General features: G+C 32.5%; 15 protein-coding genes. 7 read left to right on the top strand and 8 right to left on the bottom strand.

Features of this window, described 5'->3' with window-relative positions:
- Window positions 1-842: 842 nt before the first annotated feature.
- Both Z053_RS0116475 and Z053_RS32160 read left to right on the top strand, forming a co-directional pair.
- Window positions 843-1,226 (top strand): BlaI/MecI/CopY family transcriptional regulator, encoded by a 384-nt coding sequence (locus tag Z053_RS0116475; RefSeq protein WP_025666092.1) that lies wholly within the window; start codon window positions 843-845, stop codon window positions 1,224-1,226.
- Window positions 1,219-2,565: a peptidoglycan DD-metalloendopeptidase family protein gene (locus Z053_RS32160; protein ID WP_035096310.1), complete on the top strand. Its 1,347-nt coding sequence runs from the start codon at window positions 1,219-1,221 to the stop codon at window positions 2,563-2,565. Before Z053_RS0116475 ends, Z053_RS32160 begins: the two co-directional genes overlap by 8 nt.
- Window positions 2,566-2,651: 86 nt before the next feature.
- On the opposite strand, the gene Z053_RS0116465 is transcribed toward Z053_RS32160, so the two are convergent.
- Both Z053_RS0116465 and Z053_RS30280 read right to left on the bottom strand, forming a co-directional pair.
- Window positions 2,652-5,831, bottom strand: a complete 3,180-nt coding sequence (locus Z053_RS0116465) for a TonB-dependent receptor (RefSeq protein WP_160170112.1) — start codon at window positions 5,829-5,831, stop codon at window positions 2,652-2,654.
- A 145-nt stretch (window positions 5,832-5,976) separates the two neighbouring features.
- Window positions 5,977-7,143, bottom strand: coding sequence for a FecR domain-containing protein (locus tag Z053_RS30280; protein ID WP_025666089.1), 1,167 nt, complete (start codon window positions 7,141-7,143; stop codon window positions 5,977-5,979).
- An 88-nt stretch (window positions 7,144-7,231) separates the two neighbouring features.
- Here Z053_RS30280 and Z053_RS0116455 point away from each other — a divergent pair, with 88 nt between their 5' ends.
- From Z053_RS0116455 to Z053_RS0116435, 5 genes are all read left to right on the top strand, one after another.
- Complete coding sequence (locus Z053_RS0116455) at window positions 7,232-7,789, top strand: RNA polymerase sigma factor (RefSeq protein ID WP_025666088.1); 558 nt, start codon at window positions 7,232-7,234, stop codon at window positions 7,787-7,789.
- A 220-nt stretch (window positions 7,790-8,009) separates the two neighbouring features.
- Window positions 8,010-8,906: a MerR family transcriptional regulator gene (locus tag Z053_RS0116450; protein WP_025666087.1), complete on the top strand. Its 897-nt coding sequence runs from the start codon at window positions 8,010-8,012 to the stop codon at window positions 8,904-8,906.
- A 19-nt stretch (window positions 8,907-8,925) separates the two neighbouring features.
- A complete protein-coding gene (locus Z053_RS0116445; protein ID WP_025666086.1) occupies window positions 8,926-10,422 on the top strand; it encodes a phytoene desaturase family protein in 1,497 nt (498 codons plus the stop codon).
- Between the two features lie 30 nt (window positions 10,423-10,452).
- Window positions 10,453-11,292, top strand: coding sequence for a phytoene/squalene synthase family protein (locus Z053_RS0116440; protein ID WP_025666085.1), 840 nt, complete (start codon window positions 10,453-10,455; stop codon window positions 11,290-11,292).
- A 26-nt stretch (window positions 11,293-11,318) separates the two neighbouring features.
- Window positions 11,319-11,768: a sterol desaturase family protein gene (locus tag Z053_RS0116435; protein WP_025666084.1), complete on the top strand. Its 450-nt coding sequence runs from the start codon at window positions 11,319-11,321 to the stop codon at window positions 11,766-11,768.
- A 3-nt stretch (window positions 11,769-11,771) separates the two neighbouring features.
- On the opposite strand, the gene Z053_RS0116430 is transcribed toward Z053_RS0116435, so the two are convergent.
- The 6 genes from Z053_RS0116430 to Z053_RS0116405 form a co-directional block, all read right to left on the bottom strand.
- Complete coding sequence (locus tag Z053_RS0116430) at window positions 11,772-12,332, bottom strand: TlpA family protein disulfide reductase (RefSeq protein ID WP_025666083.1); 561 nt, start codon at window positions 12,330-12,332, stop codon at window positions 11,772-11,774.
- Window positions 12,333-12,576: 244 nt separating this feature from the next.
- Entirely contained in the window at window positions 12,577-13,485 is a 909-nt protein-coding gene (locus Z053_RS0116425; protein ID WP_025666082.1) for an anti-sigma factor domain-containing protein, read from the bottom strand.
- A gap of 72 nt (window positions 13,486-13,557) precedes the next feature.
- Window positions 13,558-14,226, bottom strand: coding sequence for a Crp/Fnr family transcriptional regulator (locus Z053_RS0116420; protein WP_024768743.1), 669 nt, complete (start codon window positions 14,224-14,226; stop codon window positions 13,558-13,560).
- Between the two features lie 134 nt (window positions 14,227-14,360).
- A complete protein-coding gene (locus Z053_RS0116415) occupies window positions 14,361-15,806 on the bottom strand; it encodes a nicotinate phosphoribosyltransferase (RefSeq protein ID WP_025666081.1) in 1,446 nt (481 codons plus the stop codon).
- 181 nt (window positions 15,807-15,987) lie between these two features.
- Window positions 15,988-16,719 (bottom strand): metallophosphoesterase, encoded by a 732-nt coding sequence (locus Z053_RS0116410; protein WP_025666080.1) that lies wholly within the window; start codon window positions 16,717-16,719, stop codon window positions 15,988-15,990.
- Between the two features lie 33 nt (window positions 16,720-16,752).
- Window positions 16,753-17,301, bottom strand: a complete 549-nt coding sequence (locus Z053_RS0116405) for a prolyl hydroxylase family protein (protein WP_025666079.1) — start codon at window positions 17,299-17,301, stop codon at window positions 16,753-16,755.
- Window positions 17,302-17,344: the final 43 nt, after the last annotated feature.

Below are 17,344 nucleotides of genomic sequence, written 5' to 3'. Positions count from 1 at the left end.
AATTAATTGTATAATGTGTGTTTGTAAAGATGATACACACACAATATTATTCATTTCTTAGAAAATTACATTCTTCAAAATTACCAATACCCTTTTTTCAATTGATCAAAACACCCAATCGCAAGAAAATCTTTCTTTTTGGTTTACATACTTCAATAAAAAATTACGTATTTCCACGTATTTGGAAAAACAACAACTCTAACTACCTTTGATTCATAAGGTTATAATTTAAACTCATAACTATAACCAATTAGATATTCAACACTAAAAAAAATATTATGAATCCTTTTAAAACCAAAATCAGATTTAACATCAGAGTAGTTCTTAATTTTTTATCAAGCCTTCCCGGAGCTTGTAGTCATGCTATTCACAGATAAAGATGTTACACTTATAAAAAATAGTTTTTCCATATTTCATTTGTACAACCCTTAAAACCTATCAACCATGAGAACTAACATAAAGATCAATGATTATTTTTTTGCAAAACTCTGTTTATTATTTAGTGCGGCCTCACTTATTGCAGTTATAATGATGATTTAAAAAACAAACAAGGGCAAATAGATTTTTACACAATACAAACTCAACTATACGCTAAAATCGATCCTTGTAAATAAGAATCTTCTGGTACATTCTAATTGTTATGTTTTTTCAGAAATACACCAATTGATTTCTGATAATTACGAATTTCTATCTTACCAATTAGTGTAACAAGTATTCTAAGTATCCTATAACTCCTAATTCTTTTCCTTATTACATGCAGTTCTCGCAGTTTTATTACTATAAAAATAGTAATAAAACTACATTTATAGTAATATTACTAAAATTATAGTTACATTTGCTATATGAGAGATTTAACAAAAGCAGAAGAGCAAATAATGCAATACCTCTGGAAACTGGAAAAAGCATTCCTAAAAGATATAGTTGATGCGTTTCCTGAACCTAAACCAGCCTACACAACGATATCAACAGTTATAAGAACTTTGGTTACAAAAAAATTTATAAACTATAATTCATATGGCAGAGTTCGTGAATATTTCCCTTTGGTGTCGAAAGAGGTATATTTTAAGAATCATTTTAAGCACGTAGTTGGTAACTTTTTTAGTGGCTCTATAAGCAAATTTGCACTTCATTTTGCTAATGATGAAGATTTAAACTTATCTGAACTAGAAAAAATGAAGACATTAATTGAAGAAAAAATAGACAAACTAAAAAAAGAAAATGAATAATTACTTAATATACCTACTAGAAGTAAGCTTCTGTTTTTCGATTTTATACATTGTGTTTTATTTGTTTTTACGGAAACTAACTTTTCATAAAGTTAATAGGATTATACTATTAATTTTAATACCTCTTTCATTAATTCTTCCAGTTTTGAATGAAGTAGAGCTACCTTTTAAAAAAGATCCTATTAATATTTCTGGATTTGATGAATTCATATCAATTGATCATCTCACGGTAACTAATCATAAAGACAAAATCATAGCCCCCGGAAGCAACATGAATATCATTGATTATATATTGATACTTTACTGTATTGGCTTTGTGATATGTACAATTCGATTGTTGGCTCCTATAATACGATTATATACAATAAAGAGAAAATCTAAAACCTATATCAAAGAGGGTTATCATTTTATCATTGCAGATGTACCCGCAATATTTTCTTTTTTTAATTGGATTTTTATTCCAGAGAGCAAAATAAATGATTACGAACAACCCATCATTGATCATGAAAAAGTTCATAGTAAATCTCTACATACTATAGATTTAATTCTCACTGAAATTTATATCGCTTTACACTGGTTTAATCCTTTTGTATATTTTTTCAAAAAATCAATTATAGCTGTCCACGAATTTCAAGCAGATCAGACTGTAATCAATACGCAAATTAAAAAATCATATTACCTAGAACTCTTATTTAAAAACATAACAGCAAAGCAATCTATCAAATTATATAGTTATTTCAATCAATCAATTATCAAAAAACGAATAGACATGATCACAAAAAACCATTCTACTAAAACAAACATTATACGATATACAGCACTAATTCCTGTTCTTCTTTTTCTTCTAATGGCTTTTACAAAACCTATACATGAGTCAGAAGATGAATTTGATTATACTATTGTACAATCCATAAATACTGAAATAGACACAAAAAAACCTCCTTCCATTTTTCCTGTAAAAAATGGTTCTACTAAAGACATCACAGCATCTTTTGGCAAAAGTTTTACACATCCTATTGATAAGAAAAAAATAGTTCACGGAGGTATTGACATTAGAGCAAAAGAAGGTGTTCCTGTTTTAGCAACAGCAGACGGTATAATTGCAAATGCTTCTTCAGAAGATGATTGGGGTAATTTAATAGTAATATCTCATGCAGATGGTTACGAAACCTGGTATGCGCACTTACAAGGTTTCAATATCAAAAATGGTGAAAAAGTTAAAAAAGGGCAGATTATTGGGTATGTAGGAAGTACCGGTAAATCAACAGGATTTCATCTTCATTATGAAGTACGATTAAACAAAGAAAGAGTAAACCCTATGGATTACTTTAAAAAATAAGGTACCATAATTAGATTGTTTAAAAGATAGACAGGGATACATGTACCCCTGTCTATTATTGTACTAAACTAATAATACAAACTCAACTATAGGCTAAAATTAATTCTTGCAAATAAGAACCTTCCGGAATATCCAAATTGTGATGTTCTTCGAGAGTACACAAACTGGTCCCCGGCAGTTCCTCCTGCTCTATTTTCATCGGGATATACATCTAACAAATTATTGGCTCCTATGGTGACATTAAGGTTTTCAAAAATCTTTGCAGAAACAGAAAGATCGGTTACGATTTTCCCTCCATAAATAGCATCATCACTAACCACAGTTCCTTCGACTCTTGGATCTCCGTTAAAATCATCTGGGTCGGTTACTTCTCCAAAGAATACGTTTCTTAATAACACATTATATCTTCCGATAGATAATGCATTGGTAAGGCTTACCTTTGTTCTGGGCTGTGCCAACGTTAAAAAAGCTTCTTCCTGCGCATCAAAGAAGTTTCCTCCCTGACCCGCATTAGCAATTCTAGCAGGGACTCTAATCTCCTCTACTTCGGTTTCGGCAAAGGTTGCTGACAGATCATTTTTCAGTGTTGCATTTTCGCCAAAATTAGCTTTGTGAGAAACCACAACATCTATACCTTGAGATTTGGTATCAATTGCATTCACAAAGAAACGTGCGCTGGTAGCTCCTGCATCTTCAAATATCTGGGTAAGCTCTGCATCTCCTCCATTTCCAAAACTACCACTATATACAATCCTATCATCTATATTAATTAGATAGGCATCTGCAGTAATTGTAAAATTCTGGATTTTTGCTGTAAGTCCAATACTATAACTATCTGAGGTCTCTTCTTTTAATTTTGCAATACCAATTAAAGTTGCTGCCCTACTATCATTGGTAAATGTACCTTGTTCAAAAGGTTGATTATCTACAAATACTGTACTGGTTCTACTAAAAAATTGCTGATGCAATGATGGCGCTCTAAATCCTGTACTATTGGCTCCTCGAACCGAAAAATTATCGGATATCTTGTATCGGGTGGCTAGCTTATAGTTAAACGTATCTCCAAAATCAGAGTAATTCTCATATCTTCCTGCTAAACTAACCAACCATTGCTTTGTAAAATCAACTTCGAGATCAATATAGCCTGCAATACTATTTCTATATTTATCGGTTTCGTTATTCGGGTCATATCCTCTAAACACTTGTGAACCGCCACCAAGTACAGCTCCCGTGAAATTATTTCGAACTAATTGATCATCGGGAGTAGTACTGGTTACGGGGTTTCCGTTAATATCATAGCTGGTATATGAAGCTTCTTCTCCTGCTGTAATCGAATAGTTTTCTACTTTGTATTCTGCTCCCATTGCGACATTAAATCCTTCAAAAATATCTTCATGAAACTTACTAATATCCAGATTAGTTGTATTCTGCATAAAACTTAATGCTCCTGCATCAAAGGTTCTGGGTGTTGCAACACCCAAAGTTCCATTACTAGAATTACCAACAGTAATATCAAAAGTATTAATCCCATATGTATTCGAAAAATCTACACTCCAATCCTTAATTTTACCTTTGATTCCCAGAGCGATAGATTTGTCAACAATATCTGTTCCTATATTAGGTAAAAATCCATTAGGAAATGCTGGTGTATTAGCCCTGCCATCTCCTTGTGCTGGTCTTCTGTAAAATCCAGATGCCAATCCTTGTCGGTAACTAATCCCACCAAAACTATAAATTTCGGTATCATCACTTAGCGGGATAGACATATTGGCGAAGAATTTCCCTTCTCTTAATTTAGCTGTACCTACTTTAAATCTAAAATCTGAACGTGTTAATCCACGAGCTGCTAATTCTGCCTCATCGACATCGATATCCAATAATCCTCTGAAGGTATCTACATCTGCAGGATTATTTACATCTAAAGCAGCAATCTGATCCTTAACACTCTGATCCAGGTATGAGATTCCTTGAGCAGCGGTTTGATAATCTGCCAACGTCATTTCTGCAACATTTCCTCCTCCTGCTGCAAAAACACGTTCTGCACCATGAAATCCTTTAAAAATATCTCCTTGATAATCGCGATTACGTAATGCCGGTTCTCTGGTAGAAAGTGATCCTGTAAAATTGATGAATCCTCCGTTTTCTCCTAAAGCCAATCCGTAATTTGCTTCCAGTTTTACTTTCTCTCCATCACTACCTCCATCAAACTGATTAGAGTTTTCACTAAAATTAGCTCCAGTGGTAAGAGTTACATCTAATTTTCCGGTTGCTTTTTTCAGTACAATATTAATTACGCCGGCAATCGCATCAGAACCATATTGAGCTGCGGCTCCATCTCGTAAGACTTCGATTCTTTGAATAGCAGCAGTAGGTATCGCATTCATATCTGTACCTACACTACCTGCTCCTACTGTACCATTTACATTAACCAATGAAGTATTATGCCTTCTTTTTCCGTTAATCAATACCAAAACCTGATCAGGTCCTAAACCACGTAAAGAAGCCGGATCAATATGATCTGTCCCATCAGAGACAGTTTGGGTCTGCGAAGTAAATGAAGGAGCTGCATAATTTAAAATTTCATTAATTGAAGTCTGTGGTCCTTGAGTAGCCATTTGAGTAATATCGATAACATCGATTGGTACAGCAGTCTCTGTAGCAGTACGACTAGGATTTCTGGATCCTACAAGAATTACATCATCTAATTGTGCAGCAGCATCTTTTAATACGATCTCTATAAAATCTTTAGCTGTTACATCTACTTCTGTAGTTTCAAAACCAATATAAGAAACAATCAAAGTATTGTTTTCTCCTGATACATTAATTGCAAAATTACCGTCAAAATCTGTTTGGGCTCCAACTGTAGTTCCTTTTACCAATACATTTGCTCCTGGTAATGGATTGCCATTAGAATCTTTGACATTTCCCTTAATTTCGCGTTGTAGTTTTATCTGCTCATTGAGTAGATGAGTTTTTTTCAGTATTACTTGTTTTCCGATAATAGAATATGAGATATCTGTATTGTCAAACAAAAGTTCCAGAACTTTATCCAGAGTTTCTTTATTAACTTGGATTGTAGCCCTTTGATTTAAATTTACCTCATCATTAATGTAAAAAAACTTATATGATGTTTGACTTTTAATTTCTTCGAGGACCTCTAATAATGGTGTTTCCTCGAAATCAAGTTCTATTTTGCCTTGTGAAAAGCCAGAAGTTGCCATCATCTGAAAGATGGAAAAACTAAACAGAACCAGTGTGAGTTTCATTTTTAATACAATTGATTGGCACGCTAGGTGTGAAAATAGCGCACGATTACCCATTTTTTTCATATTTTTGAAAAGTTTGATTGTTAAGTACTCAGTTAAATAATAATCGAATCAGTAAGGGAAGTGTAGCAGCACTTCCTTTTTTTTACGGATTGATTGTAATATTCTTACCTTTTATTTCATATGTAAATTTTAAAGTTTCTGAAAATGTTTTCAGGATTTCTTCGATATTTTCTACATCAAATTCTCCTGTAAAACGTGTATTGTTTAATTTGTTGTTATGGCTTGTTATCGAGACATCATAGCTGCGCTCTATCCTTTTAAATGCGTCTATAAAAGATTCGTTTTGCAGTATAATCTTTTTATCCATCCAGGAAGTATATAATGATGTATTCACCTTTTGTTTATGCATAACTTTTTTATCCTTACTAAAAATTGCCTGATCATTAGGTACTAGCTGTAATGAGTTTGTATTCTCATTTTGATCATTAACAACCACAGCACCTTCTACCAAAGTTGTTTTTACCGTAGCATCTTCGGTATAAGACGATACATTAAACTGGGTTCCTAAAACTTCTACATCTATAGTTTCTGTTTTTACGATAAACGGTTGTGCTTTATTTTTGGTAACATCAAAAAAAGCTTCTCCTTTTAGATATACTATTCTGTTTTCTTTTGTAGACGTAAAATGTTGTGGAAATTTTAGACTACTAGCCGCATTTAACCATACTTTGGTTCCGTCGGATAATGTGAGTTGAAACAATTTTCCTTTGGGGATAGAGATTTCAATATACCTGGTTTCGGTTACCTCGCTCTCTGGCTGGACAATAAATTGATCCTGATTTTTTTTACCAATCAAATTACCACTTGCATTTATTATATCTGCTTTATCATTAAAATCAGTATACGTGACTGTACCATCTGCCTGAACAATTTTAATTTTATCTACAGGTAAAGAATTAGCTTCGACAACATCGAGGCTTGTTGTAACGGTAGAAACATTCTGGGTAGTATAATAATACCCTCCAAGAAGTACTCCTCCCAAAACTGCTGCGTATTTTACTATCCTAGACCATGATTTTGGTTTAATTACCTTCGTTTCTTTTTTATCAATAGCATGTAAGAAACGATCATACGCAAAATTAGGATCTGCTGGTAGCTCTTCGTTTGTCGCATACCAATTCTTTATTTCTTGCTTAAAAAGGATTTCATGCTCAGGGTCTTGGGCCAGCCATTGTTGCAATGCTTCTCTATCTGATGGCGAAATATCTCCTTCCAGGTATTTTTTAATTACTGTTAAATAATTATCCATTCTTCATTTTTTCTATTTAAAAGATGCAGAAAAACCATAAATCCCCTACTTTATTTTATTTTTTTTAATTTAGTCCGTGATTTTTATAATGAAAAAAGATAGTCAAAACATAGAAAAATTACTGATTCAGGGGCTTACAGACGGAAATCAAGACAGCTACAAAATAATATTTAATCAATATTATTCCTGGTTGTATAATTACGTTTATAAACTTTCTAATAATTCGTCATTATCCGAGGATCTAGTACAAAATGTTTTGCTTAGACTTTGGGAAAAAAAATCAACCATACGAATAACCACATCCTTAAAGAATTACCTTTTCAGAGCTTGTCATAATGAATTTCTAATGCATTTACGGCAACAAAAAAAAGAATACGATGCTTTAGATTCTCTAAGATGGGAAGCCATATTTGAGATGTATAGCAGTGAAGAAGAAAACCAATTAGACTCTGATTGGTTAAAACTCGAAAAAGCTATCGAACAGCTTCCTAAAAAATGCAGAGAAGTATTTAAACTAAGTCGTTTAGAACAAAAAAAGCACAAGGAAATAGCTGATATTTTAGGTATCTCTACTAAAACTGTCGAAATTCATATTAGCAAGGCTTTACGCTTCTTAAAAACTAATGTTTCTATTTTCTTCTTCTAAACCTTCTATTGTAGAATATACAGTGAAGTAGTATCTCTAAGGTTTACTATACATTATAGTACTGCAAACTATCTTAATACAACACTGTTAACTTCTGGTTATTATTAACAAATTGCTAAAAACTGTTCATTTTTTAACACAAAAAGATACTATTTTAACAATTTTTGAAAAAAAAAGTATTTTCTTTTTCTTAGTTTTGTTTAACAATTTTATAAAAAAAGTGAACAATATTAAACAAACATTCAGTATTAAAGATTTAGAGAATCTTTGTGGTGTAAAAGCACACACTATAAGAATATGGGAAAAAAGATACAATTTACTTTCTCCAGATCGTACTAATACCAACATAAGGACATACAATTTAAAAAACCTTCAAAAGCTGCTTAATGTTACTTATTTGGTAAACAGTGGGTACAAGATATCCAGGATTTCTAAATTAGATACAGAAGAAATTAATGAATATGTAAGGAGTATTGTATCTGACAATAGCGTTAAAAATCAGGCTATAAACTCCTTTAAAATTGCAATGTTAAATTATGATCTCGAGTTATTTTTAGAGACATATTCTCAACTAGAAAGCAAAAGAAATTTTAAAGAAATTTTTGTTGATATTTTTATTCCTTTATTAAAAGAAATAGGATTATTATGGCAGACAGATACCATTAGTCCTGCACATGAGCATTTTGTTTCTAATTTAATAAAGCAAAAGCTATTACTAAATATTGAAAAGCTTCAATATTCTAAACCTACCAAAACTGATAGGGCTTTTATTTTGTTTCTTCCAGAAAATGAAATACATGAATTAGGCTTATTATATATTAATTACGAAATACTATTGCATGGGTATAAGGCTATTTATCTGGGTCCGAGCATTCCTTTAGATAGTTTACCAAATATGCTTTCTTTTCATGATGATGTTGTGTTTATATCCTATTTTACTATTAGACCAGAAAAAGACAATATCAGAAAATACCTTGAAGATTTTAATACAATTGTATGCGCCAATAGAGTCAATGAGCTATGGATGTTAGGCAAACAAATCATACATATTTCTAACCATACGGGACACAACCATCGTTATTTTGAATCGATTAGCTCATTAATTTCTGAGCTTTAATTTTATAATTATTTCAGTTATGTCTAAAAAGATAGTAATCATCGGTTCTGGGTTTTCATCGCTTTCTGCATCGTGCTATCTGGCTAAATTAGGATATGATGTAACTATTTTTGAAAAAAATGCAACAATTGGTGGTAGAGCCGGGCAATTAAAAAAAGAAGGGTTTACATTCGATACTGGCCCCTCCTGGTATTGGATGCCTGATGTATTTGAACGTTTTTTTAGAGATTTTGATAAGTCTGCCTCTGATTATTATACACTAGATAAATTACATCCTGCCTATAAAGTTTTTTTTAAAAACAATGAAAGCATTGCGATTGGTGATTCCTTAGAAAAAATATACGAAACCTTTGAAGCTGAAGAAAAAGGAAGTTCGATTAAACTACAAAAATTCATCAAAACTGCGCAGAATAATTATGAGATTGCAATTAAAGATTTGGTGTATCGACCAGGAGTTTCTTTATTAGAACTTGTTACAAAAGAAACAATTTTAAGAGTAGGTCAATTTTTTAGTACCATTTCTAAAGAGATTCGTAAAGATTTTAAAAGTAAAAAGTTAATCCAAATTCTAGAGTTCCCTGTACTGTTCTTAGGTGCGAAACCCAGTGATACTCCAGCTTTTTATAGTTTTATGAACTATGCTGATTTTGGACTGGGAACCTGGCATCCCAGAGGTGGAATGTATAGTGTTATAGAAGGGATTGAAGAATTGGCCAGGTCACTAGGCGTAACCATTCATACCAATGCATCTGTCGAAAAAATAGTAATCAAAAACAGTTGCGCTAAAGGTATTATTGTAAATGCCGAAAAAATAGATGCCGATATTGTATTATGTGGAGCAGATTATCATCACGGAGAAACATTACTGCCACCAGAGTATCGACAATATTCTGAAAAATATTGGGAGCGCAAAACTTTTGCTCCTTCTTCTTTGCTCTTTTATGTGGGATTTGATAAAAAATTACAAAATATTAACCATCACAATTTATTTTTTGATACCGATTTTGAACAACATACCAAAGATATTTATGATACTCCTAAATGGACTGAAGATCCTTTGTTTTATGCCAATTTTACTTCTTTAACAGATCCAAAATCTGCTCCCGAAGGTAAAGAAAATGGATTTTTCCTTATCCCATTGGCTCCTGGAATAGAAGATACCAACGAATTAAGAGAACGGTATTTTGATAAAATCATAACTCGTTTTGAAGCACTTACAAATCAAAATGTTCGAAATAACATTATCTTTAAAGAGTCCTTTTGCATTAAAGACTTTATAAAAGAATATAATTCTTACAAAGGAAATGCATACGGGATGGCTAATACACTTTTGCAAACTGCTTTCCTTAGACCTAAGTTAAAAAGTAAAAAAGTACAAGATCTATTTTTTACTGGGCAACTTACTGTTCCTGGTCCGGGTGTACCCCCATCTTTGATTTCAGGAAAACTGGTTGCAGGATTAATTCAGAATCATTACCAGTATGATAAAAAGTTAAAACATAGTATACCAATATAACAAACTCAATTAAACCTTAAACTCTATTCTATGAAGTCTATTTTTGATACTGTATCGCAAAGTTGTAGCAAAATTGTTACGAATTCGTATAGTACATCATTTTCGCTTGCTTCAAAAATGTTATCAGGCTCTATACGGCAGGATATATACAATATTTATGGTTTTGTGAGATTTGCGGATGAAATTGTAGATACATTTCACGAGTATGATAAAGAGAAATTATTTAATGATTTTGAAGAAGAAATGTACAAGGCAATCAAAAATAGAATTAGCTTAAATCCTATTCTTAATTCTTTTCAAAAGACGGTTCATCGATATAACATTAATCCAGAGCTATATGAAGCATTCATGAAAAGTATGCGACTAGATTTACATAAAACCAAATATTTAACAGATCAAGAATACAAAGATTATATTTATGGATCGGCAGATGTGGTTGGGTTAATGTGTCTGAAAGTTTTTGTGAATGGAAATCCTGAAAAGTATGCTACTTTAAAAGAAAGTGCGATGCATTTGGGTTCTGCTTTTCAGAAGGTTAATTTTTTACGGGATCTAAAAGCAGATTTTGAAGATCTTAATAGAACCTATTTTCCGAATCTAAATTTAAACGAGCTCGATGAAGATTCTAAGCTTAAAATTATTAAAGAAATAGAAGAAGATTTTAATAAAGCGTTACAAGGTATTCTAAAGCTTCCTGTTGAAGCAAAATTTGGGGTATATACTGCATTCGTTTATTATAAAAAATTATTAAATAAGCTTAAAAAAACTCCTTCTTTAGAAATAAAAAGCACACGTATACGAGTGTCGAATTATCAAAAATTTGGATTATTAGCAAAATCCTATTTCGACTATCGATTAAACTTAATTTAGCCGTATTTTTGTATAAAACCTATGTTGTGAAAATTTTTATCCAAATATTAGTTTTTCTTGCTGCCTTCTCTATCATGGAGTTTATGGCATGGTTTACTCATAAATATGTAATGCATGGTTTTTTATGGTCACTACATAAGGATCATCATCATAAAGATCATGGCAGTTGGTGGGAACGCAATGATTTGTTCTTTGTATTCTATGCTATTGTTAGTATGTCTTGCATTTTATTTCACGATGCGCAGACATTTTGGGTAGGCAGAGCAATAGGCCTGGGTATTCTAGCCTATGGTATTGCTTATTTTGTAGTACATGACATTTTTATACATCAGCGTTTCAAACTATTCAGAAAAACGAGCAATTGGTATGCCAAAGGAGTAAGAAGAGCTCATAAAATGCATCATAAAAATATAAAAAAAGAAAAGGGAGAATGCTTTGGTATGTTAGTGGTTCCTTTTAAATATTTTAAAAAATAGATTCTATTCGGCTAATAGATTATCGATAGTTTCTCTTACTTTGGTACTGTTCCAGTCTGCTGCACCAACTTTATCAATAATGATGTTTCCTTTTTTATCTAACAAATATGTTGCAGGTATCGTTTTACTCACAAAAGGTTTTGGGTGTTCTGATAATGATCTATAGATAGGATAACTATAGTTTTTATTCTTCATAAATTTATTTAATTCTGGATCATCATCTGTAGTTACAAAGAGAAACACCACTTCATCTTTATAATCGTTATATAATTTTTGCAAAGAAGGCATTTCTGCGATACAAGGAGGGCACCATGTAGCCCAATAATTGATTAAAACGACTTTGTCTTTGGCTGTATTAAAATTAGTAGATTCTGTATTTACTCCATGTAATTTCCAATCATATGATGCTACTTGTGTTCTTTCTTCTACTTTTACTATCCCTGGACTAAAAGAGAAGATTCTGGTTAAAAATATTTGCATCATTCCTCTTGTATTAGGAATAAAAAATAAAATTAATATGATTGCAAAAATCACATTAGAGATGTTCTTTTTATTAAACTTCATCTATCTAAATCTTTTGTTTTTCAGAACTCATATCATGAATTCATTTGATTTTTTTTATCTATAGCCGTAGATATTTTGGTTAGTAACAAAATCCTGAGCCACCTTACAAAGTTATATAAATAAATGGCTCTACATCTAAGCTATGATACAGACTTCATTTTTTTAAAATACTGGCTTCTCTTAAAATTAATAAAGCGCAATCAAAGATTGCGCTTTAAAACTAACAAAAAATAACAATGAACTATTATCTTGTTACACTTCCCGAAGGAAATGAAGCACTATTAAGCTCAAAGGTATAACTAGTAGGTGCGGTATCTGTACCAGCTGTACCCACCAAAGGTTTCAACAAAAATGGTGCTGTTGAATTATCTGGAAATGGTTCTACAGAAATCACAACCGTTTTTCCTCTAACATCTAATGGAAATGTTACTCCGTCTGGAGCATTTCTAAAAAAGTCTTCTCCTGGTAATTGTGGGCCATTAGAAGCGGTCTCACTAAACCCGTTAAGGGCTCCTGCATTATCATCTGCAGTATTATTCATTGTAAATGTTCCTGTAGAAAGAGGTACTCCATCTGCTACTACCCAACCTTCATATTTCCATCCTGCATCAAGAACTGGTAAAGTTAAATTCGCTGCTGGTGGCATCCCTGGAGTACCAAACCATACTCCAAATTGATCATTCCCATTATTAGCAGTTCCTGAAGCCTCATCTGTTGGGGTTCTTAAGAAAAATCCTCCTGCCGAAGCTGAAAAATCTCCTTCTCCTACAGGCCCTAACCCTACTGTTGCTGTATTACCAGTTCCAAAATCGCCTTTTAATAGTTTTGTATCCGATGGTGCCGGGTTTGGATCAGGATTAGGCTCTATTGTTAATACAAAAGCCGCCGCTGCCTTAAGTGATTCTGTATTTACCATGAAAGAAGTGCTAGATAATTCTCCCGCACTATTTACAGAAAATGTTCCTGTAGAAACCGGAGCTTCATTAACGATAATCCATCCTTCATAAAGGTAATCGCTTCCTAGGTCTTCTAATCCACTAAGATTAAGAGTTAAATTCGATTCTGTAGGTACATTTCCAGAATCATCATCATTGTTACAGGAAGAAAAAACACATCCTATAATCAGAGTACCTATAATTGCTTTTTTAAACATCGCTTTTTTTTTATGATTATTAGATCATAAAATTAACGACATTGAAGTTTTTAAAATGTTAGCCACCTAACATTAGGCAACATTTTTTAATCGAATCTCTTTTCTATTAAAATCTATGACGTTAGATTCCTTTAATTCGTTAAGAATAATGTTTAAGGTTGGTCTCGATGTACCGATAAGATGAGCTATATCTTTTTGGGTATAAGGATGTTCTATTACCATATCTCCTGTATATGGGCAACAATGCCCGTAGTCTTCTTTAAGCTCATTTAAGAACTCTAACAATCTTGTTTTGGTATCTTTAAAAAGCAGTAACTGTAGTCTTCTTTCTAAGCGTTTAAAACGCATACCAATAAATTTATAGATTCTAAGACTAAAAGATTGATTCTCGCGCATGAGTCCATGCATGGTTTCTACACCAATAGGACAAATAGAAGTTGTATTATCGACAGATTGCGCAAACTCTGTTCTTTTATTTTCTCCAAGAATTGCTTTTTCTCCAAAAATTTCTCCCCGGGTAAGGATCGCTTTTATTACTTCGTATCCATCTTCTGCATAGTATCCAATTTTTACTTTTCCTTTTTCTATAAGATATACTTTGTTTGCAGAATCTTCTTCAAAATAAATATAGTCGTTCTTTCGGTAAGCATCAAAGTCGTGATCTTTCTTATACCTTTTAAACTTATGAGGGCATAATACCTTAAAGAGATCTGAATCCTCAAAAAACCAGATTGCACTCATGATGATTATGTTTTATGATGTTAGTTTATCTACTTATGTCGTAAAACACTAAAATCCCTTACATTATTGTATCAGAAACCCCTTAAAAGCTTAATTTTAAGGAGTTTTGCGAATTTTATGATAATAAACTTGATTTATTGAGTAATTCTTTTACGAATAGTAGACAAATTATCTTCTATCAGTAACTCTCCATCTTTAAAAACAGTTTTTAACAATCCTTGATTTTCTTCTTGTTCAGAAACTTGATCTTTGTACCCTATTTTTCCTTGTTCCTCATATAGTTGAATACGTCCTTTTGCAGATTTTTTAGTACCATCATCTGTTATTGGGTCTTTAAATATTTCTCTTCCTTCGCCCTGCACTTCGACATAAGTAGCTTTCATTGCAAATCCAAAAGTGTCTCGGGTATTATATTGATATGTAAAACTTCCTATTCCCAGAACTACATTGGTAGAAGCAAAACCTTTAGCTTTTAATTTTTCACAAATCTGGGTTGCTCTTTCGATAGTAATACTATCTCCGTAGATAGCTCCAATCTTTGGACTCAACACTTTGTACCCCTGATCATTTATAGTTCCTCCAAATTCATCCCAAAGCAGTTCTATAACACCTTTTGCAACTATTGGATTCTTATGATCACAACCACAAATAATATCTACAGGATCGCCAGAATCTGGTCGGATAACAAGTTTGCCTTCTCTTTCGAGAATTTCATTTTTCAGCTTAGGTAAATATTCTGTTAGCACTTTCCAAAGATCCCAGGTATCAGATACTACAGATAATATTCCTGTAGGATATGTTTCTAGTAACCTTCTAAAAGTTCCTATTTCATCACCTTTACTTCCTGCACACATCACACTATGTTCTGTAGCATTTACGCTACCGATAACTAATTCTTTGGTAACATCTGCGTTATAATATGTTTCAAAAGCTTTTGCCACAGGTAATGTATCACTTCCAGAAAATGATAATGCATGTCCCATACCACTAAGAATTGAAGATTCTGTACCCGACATTCCTCGCATCGAGAAATCATGACCTTGCCAGGTAATAAACGCTATATTATCACGATCTGTTTCTAATGCAAAAGAGGATAAAATGCTTTGATATTGTTTTGCAATGGTTGCAGAAGTACAAGGTTGCCAGATAATATTAGACAATAAGGTTTCTAGATAATTGGTAAGCCAGAAAAATTCTGGTTTGGTATTCATTACTGTAAACATTGGTACTCGAATAGGAACTTCTGTCCCTTCTGGTAAAGCTTTGATTTCAATAGGAAGATATCTTAAATCGTGTAACTCTTCGATGTGTGTAATATCATAATCTGTACCTAGATAATGATCTACATATTTTTTATATTCTGCAACCACTTCTTCTTTGGGGAGATTAAAAAAGTGTTCATTAAATTGTTTGATTAAATATTCTTTAATAAAATACTGCAATCCAAAAAATACCACATTATCAATTCCTGCTATTCTACTTTTTCTAGGTGTCCAGTTCGAATACACAAAAGTAGTTCCGTTTGGATATTGCTCTTTATGCCCTAATTTATAACCGTCTGTTAATAGTAATGGATTCATCTTTATTTTATTTTGCGTTATTTATACGCAAATATAGATCATTTTTAATTATCACCAAAGTTATTTGTGTTTTTTCTATTTTACTTGTTTAAAAAGTCTGCTAATTTGCATGGTATAGCCAGTACAAAAATCTAGAATATTAAAACTAATAACTACACTGTTTCTAGTGAAATATAGACTACTAGTTTCTTCCTTGTTCATTAGGATATAAGGAAGGAAGCGGATCGCTCTGCCAATATTCTTTGGTATCGATATCCATAATGGTTAGCTTTCCTTTGAAACCTGCTCCTGTATCCATATTCCAAAGGTTATAAGCTTTTATGGGTGTATCTTTGCCGTATTCAATAGTAGGAGTATGCCCTATATAAATCTCAGAATAATGACTAAATCGTTTTGGTGGATCGTCTTTTAAAACCATTTTCCCAACTTTATCTGCTAGTAATGCTGATTCCCATAACGTTCGGTCCCAATAATAATTAGAATCATACTCCTCTTTTCCTACTCCATGCATAGATGTGAATCCTGCATGTACAAAAAGTCTACCCTCTTCATCCAGGTAATAATCCTTCAGTGTATTAAAAAACTCCTTATGTGCTTCTTTGGTAAGTAAACCCGATTGAACATAACTACTGATTGTTTCTTTTCCTCCATGTGCCAACCATACGGGGTTGGTTGCTCCTTTTTCTAGCCATAACCCGCACCACAGGTCATGATTTCCTCGTATAAAAACACATGTATTGGATACAGAAAGATGTATAAGTTCTTGTATTACCTTAGCCGATTCGCTCCATCCATCTACATAATCTCCTAAAAAAATGAGTGTATCTTCTGAAGTTACATTTGCTCGCTTTAAAACTTGAAGTAAAGCCTTGTATCCACCATGTATATCACCGATTACTAAAGTCCTGTTCATCTTACGGTTTTTCTCAATTTTTACTATATCTTTTTATAGTAATCTATACATTATATCTGTTCTTAAAACATATTTTGTTCCAGACAATATTGGTTTTCCCTCATGACGCAACGGATGGTGAAATACCAAAGCATCACCAAGTTTTGGATTAACAGTAATCCCTTCTTCAAAATAAGTCTCCCCTCCTTCGAAATCATCGTTAAGATATATCAAAAATGAGAAGAAACTGCATTCATTTTCACTTCGTTGATAACTACCATCTCTATGCATTTTAAAACGTTGCCCTTCTTCATATTTATATATCCTAAACATTTCATTAAGGCCAATCGCTCTGTAATTTCCAAAAGTTTCAACTGCAAAAGGTTCTATTTCTGACCATATCTTTTCCTCAAGTATTTCATCCTTAAACAAAATACGTTGGTTATTTCGAATACCCTTTACCATTACCTGCTTGCCATCAATATTAACTTTAGCCTCTTCAAATGAAACCTGTTCTCCTTTTTCAATAAATTGATCACACATTTCTTTAGAGAGAAAATTTTCAATAAGAAATATTTCTGGGTGTAACTCTTTCCTTTTCATTTAGATGATTCTTTATAATTGACTAAGACCTCACAGGTTTTGA

The organism is Aquimarina megaterium XH134 (assembly GCF_000520975.1).
Taxonomy (GTDB): Bacteria; Bacteroidota; Bacteroidia; order Flavobacteriales; family Flavobacteriaceae; genus Aquimarina; species Aquimarina megaterium.
The sequence above is the reverse complement of the archived record's forward strand: the minus strand, read 5'-3'. Positions and strand labels throughout refer to the sequence as shown.